A 10,136-nucleotide genomic window follows, 5' to 3' on the forward strand; every position below is an offset into this window, starting at 1 on the left:
AGTTTTTTCGAGAGACGTTAATTCCCTCCCTCTCCCTCGTAAAAAAAAGATTTGAAGAAGAAAGAATTGGTTTTAAAGAAGTGTTGGATATTTATTTACATTAACTTTAATAATCTTTGAAATTTTTTACTTGCTTTGACTTGGTTAAATATAGCTTATACCCATTCGACTCACTTCGTTCGCTCAGGGTGACCGCAATTGTAAAGGTATTTTATAATATTTTTTTGGAATAGATGGGTTAAATATAGGTCAGATCCTTCGACTCGGAAATAAATTTCCTCGCTAAGGGTGACGACCACCTATAAATTTTATTTAAAAGGATAACCTAAAGTAATACAGTCACCCTGGTGGGGCTAAGTTTGGTTGATTTTTTTCCACGCAAAAAAATAGTGAGGATACCCTCACTAAATTTTTTAAATTTTATTCAACTGTTACGGATTTTGCCAAGTTCCTTGGTCTATCTACATCGATTCCTTTTGCTACTGATGTGTAGTATGCGAGTAGTTGCATTGGGATCGCTGTTAGGATTGGCATTAGTATATCCATATTTTCTGGTAGGATTACTACTTTTCTGCAGGTTGTTTTTAACATTTCTAAATCGTCATCGATTCCTATTCCGTACACCCATCCTCCTCTTGCGGAGATTTCTTTGATATTTGATTGTGTCTTTGGTAGGAGTTCTTTATTTCCTGCGATTGCAAATGCCGGTGTCCTATCTTCGATTAGTGCTAGTGATCCGTGTTTTAGTTCTCCTGCTGGGAATGCTTCTACATGGATGTAGGTGACTTCTTTTAGTTTTAGGGCTCCTTCTTTTGCTGATAGGTAGTCGATGCCTCGTCCTATATAGAATGATGATTCTGCGTCTTTTATTTCTTTTGCGATTTCATCTATTGTGCTGTGATCTTTTAGAATTTCTATTATTTGTTCTGGTACTAATTTTAGATTTTTTATTACTTCTCTTACTTCTTCTTCTGTCATCTTGCCGGTTTTGTATGCGAAGTCTAGTGCCAAGAAGTATAGTGCTACAAGTTGTGTTGTGTAAGCTTTTGTAGATGCTACTGACACTTCTGGTCCTGCATAGCAGTAGATAGTCTTGTCTGATTCTCTATCTATGGATGAGCCTACTACGTTTGTGATTGATAGTACTTTTGCTCCTCTTTTCTTGGCTTCTTTTATTGCTGCCAATGTGTCTGCTGTTTCTCCTGATTGAGATACTACGATTAAAAGCGAATTTTCATCTATAAATGGATTTTGGTATCTAAATTCTGATGCGATTTCTGCATACACTGGACGCTTTGCAAATTTTTCGATTGCAAATTTACCTACTTCTCCTGCGTGGTGTGCTGTTCCGCACGCTACTACGTAGATGGTTGAGAATTTTTCGATTTCTTCTTTGGTAAATCCATTTTCTAAGTTTATAAATCCATCTTTTACTCTTAGAGAGATGGCTTCTTTTATTACTCTAGGTTGTTCGTTTATCTCCTTGATCATGAAATGGTCGTAACCTTCTTTGGTTGCCTTTTCGTAGTTCCAGTCGATAATCTTTACTTCTCTTTCTACTTCCTTGTCATTTTTGTCAAAGATTTTATATTCTTTTTTGTTTGAATATACTAAATCTCCTGATTCTAAGAAGATTACTTTCTTTGTATATTCGATAATGGATGTGATGTCTGATGCTACGATGATGCCGTCTTCTGTTAGTCCTGCGATTAGCGGCGCATCGTGACGCATAGCTATTAGTGTATCTGGATCATGGTTGGATAGGATTCCAATTGCATAGGATCCTTCAAGCATCTTTCTTACTTTTAGGACTGTATCCAAAAGATTATTTTCATAGTACTTTGCAATTATTCCTGCTACTACTTCTGTATCTGTGTCTGATTTAAATTTGTAACCGTCATTTAGTAGTTCTTCTTTTAAATCCATGTAGTTTTCGATTATTCCGTTGTGTACTACTGAAATCACTCCATCCATGGATACATGGGGATGAGCGTTCTCATCCGTTGGGACACCGTGGGTTGCCCATCTTGTGTGTCCGATTCCTGTTGTAGGTACATATTTTAAATTTCTATTTTTTATTTCATTTTCAAGTACATTTAGTCTTCCTGCTTTTTTTATGGTTTCTATCTTTCCGTCATGGATGACTGAGATACCAGCAGAGTCATAACCTCTGTACTCTAATTTTTCTAATCCATTAACAATTATGTCTAATGCATTTTGTTTTCCGTCATAGCAAACAATTCCGCACATAATTACCTCCGATAAATTTACTCGGCCCCACTTTGCCAATTTTGTTTTGCGATTACTCGCATATTTGTATGGCACTTAGGCTGTGGTACCTTTGAGACATCCGCCGAATTTTCGATGATCTCACTCCTCGTCAACCAAAAAGGTTCTGGCGCTTCAAGATTTTTGCCTGTTAAATTATTTTACCACAAAAGCTTCGTATCTTGAAGAGTTTTGCTATAAATGATAGAATATTCACATATAGGAGGTAACATGAATAAAGAAATTTTAGCAAAAGTAAACGATAGAGAAATAACAAACGAAGACTTAAATATATTTTTATCCCAACTAGATCCAAATACGAGGATGTACTTTACTCAAAACAATATGATGGATCAAGTTGTAGATGAGCTCATTTACCAAGAGATGATCTACATGGAAGCTATCGAAAAGGGAATGGACAAGGACGAAGATTTTGTAAAAGTTTTGGAAAAGACAAAGGAAACTCTTTTAAAATCCTATGCCCTTGGAAAATTATTAGAAACTGTTGAGATAACTGACGAAGATCTAAAGAATTACTACGATAATCACAAGGACAATTTCAAGAACAACGCTTCTGTAGAAGCTTCACATATCTTAGTTGAAGATGAATCTGTTGCTAAGGAAATTAAAGAAAAATTAAATAATGGAGCAGATTTCAAAGAACTTGCAAAAGAATATTCAAACTGTCCATCTAAAGAAAATGGTGGTAATCTAGGCGTGTTCACAAAGGGTCAAATGGTAAAAGAATTCGAAGATGCTGCTTTTAACATGGGAGTAGGAGAAATTTCTGATCCTGTTAAGACTCAGTTTGGATACCACATCATAAAAGTTACAAACAAGAACGATGAATCCGTAAGAACTTTTGAAGAAGCTAAACCGGACATCGAAAGACTTGTAAGAAGAGAAAAAGAAAAAGATCTTTATAAACACACTGTAGAAAGACTATACAAAAAATACAATGTTACTAAGAACTCAAAGGGCAACTAAGCTCTTTGGGTATAAAGTAAGCGGAGGAGTATATGAAACTACAACTTTTTAATTTTATAGATGAAACTCTTTCTTGCTTAGGAAAGAACTACGATCTTTTGCTAGATGCCTCTAGAGATATTTCAAATTTCTTTAGAAAAGAATTTCAAGAGGAAGAGGGATTTGTAAATATTTCTTACAGAGTTAAAAGTAGATCCTCTGTAAAAGAGAAAATCGTCAGAAATAATTATTATCTAGACAGGATGTCTCCGGAAGAAACACTTCTAGAGATGCAGGATTTAATCGGTATTAGAATCGAATGTAGATTTAACAAAGATGAAGTAGATATCTTTAATAAGATTAAGGAAATTTTCTGTGTCTACATAGATAATGACTACAATACCAATAATATCGACAGAAGAATCCTACTTAAACTCTCAGACAAACAGCCGATGATTCAAAAAAACGGCTTTAGAATTTACAAGATTGACGGACTTTTCAAGACTAAAAGTGGTAGAAACCTACGCTTTGAACTTCAAGTTAAGTCAATAGTCAATGTATTCTGGGGAGAAATCGATCACAAGGTCCTATATAAAAATTACAACTACATGATCACTGAAAATTTCTTCAGGGATATTTTAGGTTCCATAAGGACGAACCTAATCATGATTGATACTCAGCTTATGCTTCTTTACAACCACGTGGAAAGTATGGATGCTCAAAACTATGAAGATAACAAGAAGCAACTTAAAATACTTCTATCCAAGATTATCCACGACGTGTTTAACACCAAGGTGAGAGAAGAGCTGGGAATAGTTATAAATTTTAAAAACAACACTGACGTAATCGTAGACTACCTATTTATGAAGTGCGTAAAACAAAAGGAACTCTCCTATGGAGATCAGTTTATCAAACTTCTAAATAGAATCACATCTATTTCCAATATGGAAATGGATCTAGAAAGCTACATTACCTTTGACAGACCGCCTACATATGTGGATAGTTTCACCAGATCCGTAGGGGAAAGTCTAATAAATGTAATAAACGAAGATCTCTTCTGGAATATGTTTTTCAAAATCATATTCATCATAGAAGAAGGATCAAATGCAGAAAGTTTCGAAGAATTTTTATATTTCTTAAGATATAAATTTTCTCTCGTATTCATAGATGTATTTAAAGATAAGGACATCGACTACAATATCCAAAGACAAGTGGAAGATATACTTCTTAAAAAGGTTGCGGACAATTTTGCTGAGAACCTATCAGTTGAATATATCTTAGATTTAAGTCCAAAGTATATTGAAGATACCATTGAAAGTGTGGAAGATATACTTGAAAAGAACGACTTGGATGAAGCGATAGATGCCCTAAAGGAAGTGAAATAAGATGAAGGAAATATATTTAGCAGGAGGATGTTTCTGGGGAGTGGAAGCCTACTACAAGAGGATTGACGGAGTAGTTGACACAGAAGTTGGTTATGCCAATTCCAGAATGGAGTCCCCAAGCTACAAAGAAGTCTGCACCGGCAGAACAGACGCTGCAGAAACGGTTAAGATTATATATGACGAAGAAAAAATAACTTTGGAAGAGATTTTAAAAGCACTCTTTAAAGTAATCGACCCAACACTTATAAATAGACAGGGACCGGACATAGGAAGTCAATATAGATCTGGAATATACTACACTGATGAAGGCGATAGAGAAACCATCGAAAAATTTATAGAAAATGTAAAGGGCGACTACAAAATGCCAATTGCAACAGAGGTTATGAAGCTTGAAAATTTCTACGAAGCGGAGGAATATCACCAAGATTATCTGGACAAAAATCCAGATGGCTATTGTCATATAAAGCTTTAGAAAAATAAATTATACAAAGTAGGTGAATAGTGACTTACTTTAGAGTATAATTAAATAGAAGGGGGAGTATTTTTGTCAAAACTAAAACACTTAGAACCTGCAAAACTCTTCTATTACTTTGAAGAAATTACTAAAATACCTAGATGTTCTATGCATGAAGAACAGATAGCAGATTATTTATGTAAATTTGCAAAGGATAGAGATCTAGAACACTATAGAGACTCGGCAAACAATGTAATCATTGTAAAGAAACCATCTCCTGGATACGAAGATGTGGAGCCGATCATTTTGCAAGGCCATATGGACATGGTCTGTGAAAAAATATTTGAAAGCAAACACGATTTTTCAAAAGATCCTATAGATTTTATAGTTGATAGGGACCTAATCATAGCTAAAGAAACCACCCTTGGAGCAGATAATGGGGTAGCAGTCGCAATGATGCTTGCCTTACTTGACGAAGAAAACTTACAAAATCCAAGGCTCGAATGTCTCTTCACCACCAACGAAGAGTCTGGCATGACCGGTGCAAGAAATTTGGATAGCAGTCCACTTACAGCGAAAAGACTTATTAATCTTGACTCTGAAGAAGAAGGAGTGGCTACAGTCGCCTGTGCAGGAGGTCAAAGATCACTATTAATCTACAAGATTGAAAGGGAAGAATTCAAAGATACAAGAGATTTCTACGAACTTTCAATCAGCGGACTTAAAGGCGGTCATAGTGGCACAAGCATCGACAAAGGCTATGCCAATGCTATTGTGAGACTTGCAAGGGCTCTATACAGATTAAATGAAAAATTCGATATCAAACTAATTTCCATAAATGGCGGAGTAAAAGAAAATGCAATTCCTAGAAGAGCATCTGCAAAACTTGCCATAAAGCCAGAAGATTTAAACGAAGTAAGACTTCTTATAATCAGACTTAACGCAGAATATGTAAAGGAACTTGGTAAAATTGATCCAGATGTAAGGCTCAACTTCGAAGCTTCACAAGAGGAAAAATACCATTACAAAGACGAACTAAAGGACAAAGTCATCTCAGTTCTAAATGTAATTCCAAACGGAGTCTTGACATTTTCAAAAGACATTCCTGGACTTGTGGAATCTAGCTCAAACCTAGGAGTAATAAGAGAAGAAGATGACGAACTTACGATCATCTCTACCCTTAGATCATCTAGAGGAAGTCTAAAAGAATTTCTATCAGACAAGAATAAGATACTTGCAGAAGCATTTGGAGCAGAATATAAAGTCGTATCCAGCTATCCAGAATGGCAATATGAAGACCATTCGGAAGTGAGAGATCTAGTTGCAGATTCATATTTAAAACTATTCAACAAAAACATTGAATTCTATGCAATCCACGGCGGTCTCGAATGTGCGATATTTAAAGAAACTATAGGTAGTATAGACATGGTATCCATAGGACCTAGCATGTCAGGGATACACGCACCTGGAGAAAGTCTCTCCATCAGCTCAACAAAGAGAGTATATGAACTTTTAAAAGAAGTTTTAAAAAATACAAAAGATAAATAGGAGGAAATATGAAAAAAGTATATCACGAAGACTGCGGTTGCGGATGTGGCTGCGGACATGACCATGACCATGATCACGATTTAGAAAATGAAGAAATTGAAACAATGGTGCTAACATTAGAAGACGATACAGAACTTGAATGTCAAGCTCTAGGGGTTTTCGAATTTGAAGGAAACGAATATATTGCACTAGTTCCAATGTCAGGAGAACTAGAAGATGAAATCATCGTTTTCGGATACGAAGAACTAGAAGATGATGAAGTAGCTCTTCACCAAATCGAATCAGACGAAGAATACGAAAGAATACTAGACTTCTTAGATACAATCATCGAAGAAGAGGAAGATGAAGAATAATGGATTTTAAATTAGATTCTACAAAGGGTGAACTAAGTCTAAAGGACTTCGAAGGCAAGACCCTTATCCTATACTTCTATCCAAAGGACAACACCAGCGGATGTACAGTAGAAGCAGAAGGATTTCGCGATTTGTATGATGAATTTAAAAAACTAGGGGCAGAAGTAGTTGGAATTTCCAAAGACACTGTGAAGAGTCACATAAAATTCAAAGAAAAACTAAATCTCCCATTCGAGCTACTAGCAGATCCAGAAAGGGAAGTGCATAGGGAGTTCGACGTACTAAAAGCTGGGAAGATGTACGGCAAAGATGTAATCCGTACCATCAGATCTACATTTATCTTCGACAAAGAAGGTAAACTTGTAAAAGAATTTAGAGATGTAAAAGCTAAGACACACCCAGAAGAGGTGCTGGAATATTTAAAAAATGGTATATAATGAGTATTCCAAATTTTTAAGAGAGAAATTTCACGAAAAAGTATACAAGATCCCGATAAAAGTAGAAGGACTAAGCTGTCCAAATAGAGATGGAACCTGTGGAGTAGGCGGATGTATATTCTGTGGAGAAGAAGGCGGATCATTTGAAAATAGAGAAGGTAGCATAAAAGAGCAGGTACAGAAAAACATAGCTCATATAGAAGATCGCTACAATGCTCATAAATTCATAGCCTATATTCAAAACTATACAGCAACCTACATGGAACTAGAAAATTTCAAAAAAACCATAGAAGAAGCAGTTAAGGCAAGCGAAAGGATAGTAGGCGTAAATATCTCCGCAAGGCCAGACTTCTTAACCGACGGGCATCTCGACTATTTGGAAAAATTAAATGAAAAGTACATGGTAACATTGGAAGTAGGACTTCAAACTCCCAACTACCACACACTAGTAAAGATAAATAGAGGTCATCTCCTAAGCGACTATATAGACGCAGTACAAAGAATAAAAAGAAGAGGGCTTCGAATATCAACCCATTTAATATTAAATCTTCCCTACGATGACGATTTAGATGCAATAGAAAGTGCAAACATAATCTCGGTACTAGAAGTAGATGAAGTAAAAGTCCACGCCCTATATATATTAAAAGGCACAAAACTGGGACAGATGTACCTAAATGGCGAAGTGGAACTGATCTCAAAGGAAGAATACGTAGATAGAGTAATACTATTTTTAAGACATTTGGATGAAAAAGTTGTAATCGGAAGACTACTCGGTAGAGCACCAGAGGAGAACACTCTGTTTTGCAACTGGGACACATCCTGGTGGAAGATTAGAGATGAAATAATAGAAAAAATGGAAAAAGAAGGCTATTACCAAGGTCAACTGAGAAAGGAAGATTCAAAATGATTAAATTTATTTTAGGCGCAAAAGGCGTAGGTAAGACAAGATGGCTAATTGAAGAAGCTAACAAAGATCTAAAAAATGGAAATGGAAACATTGCATTCGTAGACGTAGATGACGATCACATCTTCAGTCTTGATTACAATATAAGACTAATAAACGCAACAGACTACAAAATTGAAACACTAAACTCATTCTATGGATTCATTTGTGGACTATGCGCAATGGACTTTGACCTTCAAAAAATCTACGTAGATGGACTATACAAAGCACTAGACATAAACGTAGAATCACTAGAAGAACTACACAAAGAACTATCAAAAGTACCAGGACTAAATGACAGAGAAATCTACATTAACGCAGAATATCAATTAGCAGACGTAACAGATTATCTAAAAGAAAACTCTCTAGAAGTAACAGGAGAATAAAATGAAGGACAATAAGACATTGGTAAGAGTCGTGGTAGTAGTACTAATAATTGCCATGGTCCTACCACTTCTTGTACAAGGATTGTCATTTATATTATAATGAAGTCGGAAAACTGGTTTGAAAATTTTTTCGAACATAGGTCAAACCTCATTAAAAAGTACGAAGAAAAAATAATTACAAAAAAAGAATTTCTAAAATTAAATTACGAGTACTTCGTCCTTAAAATGAGAGGTCCATATATAAATATTAACAGCTATGAAAAGGCGATGTATAACTACCAGTACTACAACGCGGTTGCTAAGTACTACCGGATGTTGGCATCGTCTTATCGTTTTGATAAGAAGAAAAAAAGAAATTACAATGACTGTCTAAACATCTCAAACAACTACTATGACCAAAAAGATGGAGTAATCCTAGAAATACTAAGACTAAAAGATTACAAAGAAATCGAAGGCTACTATGTGGAGTGTAACTCAAAATCACTAATGAATACCCTGGTAGAAATAGTAGTAAAAGACGAAAAAGAAGCAATCTTTCACACAAAATCAGAACGAATAATCGAAAAATTAAAAGAAAAATCCATATTTGACGAGAAATTGAGAGCATCATTAATCGACGGATATATAAACGAAAGGTACTAGAGGTACCTTTTTTTGTACAAAAAATCCCGATAAAAATCGGGATAATAAATTAAATGGAAAATTTTAAATAAGGAAAATAAAATTTTTTGTATTAAATTTCTTCCTCGGGCTCGTAATTATCGAACTTTATACCTTCAAAAGCATCAGCAACGAGATTTCTAGCCTTTTCATAGATAAAATCCGGCACATAAATAGTAGCGCCATAGATGCTAGAACCACCGATAATTCTCATGATGCTTCCAGCCTCGTCATCTTTGACGATATAAGGAATCTTATCCTCTTCAAACATAGAAGTAATAAGATCATACTTAACTCTGTCAGAAACAGTAACAAGTTTAATAAATTTAGGATCATTATTCATACAATCACCTCAGTAAAATTATACCCAGAAAGATGGAAAATAAAAATCAAACGTGGAAGTAAAATAAATAATCATCCAAACTTAACCACACCAGAGTTATACCCATTCGACTACGACGGTTCCGTTAAAACTCCACCGTCTCCGCTCAGGGTGACTTCCTTCCTTTAGGACTATTTGTAAGACTACCTCCCAACTACAGTCACCCTGAGCGAAGATGACGCAGCCAAAGGCTGAGTCATTTGAGTCGAATGGGTATAACACGTGAAGAGCAAGTCTTACCAACTGACCTATCCCATAGAATCCTTAATCAATGTCTACTATAGATTTAATATATGCCACTACAAGTGATTTTTGCTTTCGGCGTTAAGAAATTTTCCACTGTTTGAGCGTAGT

Annotated in this window: 11 protein-coding genes; 9 read left to right on the top strand and 2 right to left on the bottom strand. The window is 35.5% G+C overall.

All coding sequences use genetic code 11. The annotated features are described in order from the left end of the window. Window positions 1–420 precede the first annotated feature (420 nt). Window positions 421–2,250, bottom strand: a complete 1,830-nt coding sequence (glmS, locus tag HMPREF9225_RS04505) for a glutamine--fructose-6-phosphate transaminase (isomerizing) (RefSeq protein ID WP_040551318.1) — start codon at window positions 2,248–2,250, stop codon at window positions 421–423. A 249-nt stretch (window positions 2,251–2,499) separates the two neighbouring features. Here glmS and HMPREF9225_RS04510 point away from each other — a divergent pair, with 249 nt between their 5' ends. The 9 genes from HMPREF9225_RS04510 (at window position 2,500) to HMPREF9225_RS04550 (ending at window position 9,382) form a co-directional block, all read left to right on the top strand. Further along, complete coding sequence (locus HMPREF9225_RS04510) at window positions 2,500–3,255, top strand: peptidyl-prolyl cis-trans isomerase (RefSeq protein ID WP_040551319.1); 756 nt, start codon at window positions 2,500–2,502, stop codon at window positions 3,253–3,255. A gap of 32 nt (window positions 3,256–3,287) precedes the next feature. Next, window positions 3,288–4,619 carry a GTP pyrophosphokinase gene (locus HMPREF9225_RS04515; protein WP_008901764.1) on the top strand — a complete coding sequence of 444 codons (1,332 nt, stop codon included), beginning with the start codon at window positions 3,288–3,290 and terminating at the stop codon, window positions 4,617–4,619. Window position 4,620: 1 nt separating this feature from the next. Then, complete coding sequence (gene msrA, locus HMPREF9225_RS04520; protein WP_008901765.1) at window positions 4,621–5,091, top strand: peptide-methionine (S)-S-oxide reductase MsrA; 471 nt, start codon at window positions 4,621–4,623, stop codon at window positions 5,089–5,091. Between the two features lie 72 nt (window positions 5,092–5,163). After that, window positions 5,164–6,621: an aminoacyl-histidine dipeptidase gene (locus HMPREF9225_RS04525; RefSeq protein WP_008901766.1), complete on the top strand. Its 1,458-nt coding sequence runs from the start codon at window positions 5,164–5,166 to the stop codon at window positions 6,619–6,621. Window positions 6,622–6,629: 8 nt separating this feature from the next. Then, on the top strand, window positions 6,630–6,974 hold the full coding sequence (locus tag HMPREF9225_RS04530) for a DUF1292 domain-containing protein (RefSeq protein ID WP_008901767.1): 345 nt from the start codon (window positions 6,630–6,632) through the stop codon (window positions 6,972–6,974). Continuing rightward, window positions 6,974–7,411, top strand: coding sequence for a peroxiredoxin (locus HMPREF9225_RS04535; protein WP_008901768.1), 438 nt, complete (start codon window positions 6,974–6,976; stop codon window positions 7,409–7,411). Before HMPREF9225_RS04530 ends, HMPREF9225_RS04535 begins: the two co-directional genes overlap by 1 nt. Continuing rightward, window positions 7,401–8,318 carry a tRNA modification radical SAM protein MnmL/YtqA gene (mnmL, locus tag HMPREF9225_RS04540; RefSeq protein WP_008901769.1) on the top strand — a complete coding sequence of 306 codons (918 nt, stop codon included), beginning with the start codon at window positions 7,401–7,403 and terminating at the stop codon, window positions 8,316–8,318. The genes HMPREF9225_RS04535 and mnmL overlap by 11 nt, the downstream gene beginning before the upstream one ends. After that, window positions 8,315–8,740, top strand: coding sequence for a hypothetical protein (locus HMPREF9225_RS04545; protein WP_008901770.1), 426 nt, complete (start codon window positions 8,315–8,317; stop codon window positions 8,738–8,740). The genes mnmL and HMPREF9225_RS04545 overlap by 4 nt, the downstream gene beginning before the upstream one ends. Window positions 8,741–8,839: 99 nt before the next feature. Further along, complete coding sequence (locus tag HMPREF9225_RS04550) at window positions 8,840–9,382, top strand: DUF6648 family protein (RefSeq protein WP_008901771.1); 543 nt, start codon at window positions 8,840–8,842, stop codon at window positions 9,380–9,382. A 91-nt stretch (window positions 9,383–9,473) separates the two neighbouring features. Here the strand turns inward: HMPREF9225_RS04550 and HMPREF9225_RS04555 are convergent, their stop codons facing one another. After that, on the bottom strand, window positions 9,474–9,743 hold the full coding sequence (locus tag HMPREF9225_RS04555) for a putative signal transducing protein (RefSeq protein WP_008901772.1): 270 nt from the start codon (window positions 9,741–9,743) through the stop codon (window positions 9,474–9,476). Window positions 9,744–10,136: the final 393 nt, after the last annotated feature.

It is taken from the genome of Peptoniphilus duerdenii ATCC BAA-1640 (genome assembly GCF_000146345.1).
Lineage (GTDB): Bacteria > Bacillota > Clostridia > Tissierellales > Peptoniphilaceae > Peptoniphilus_B > Peptoniphilus_B duerdenii.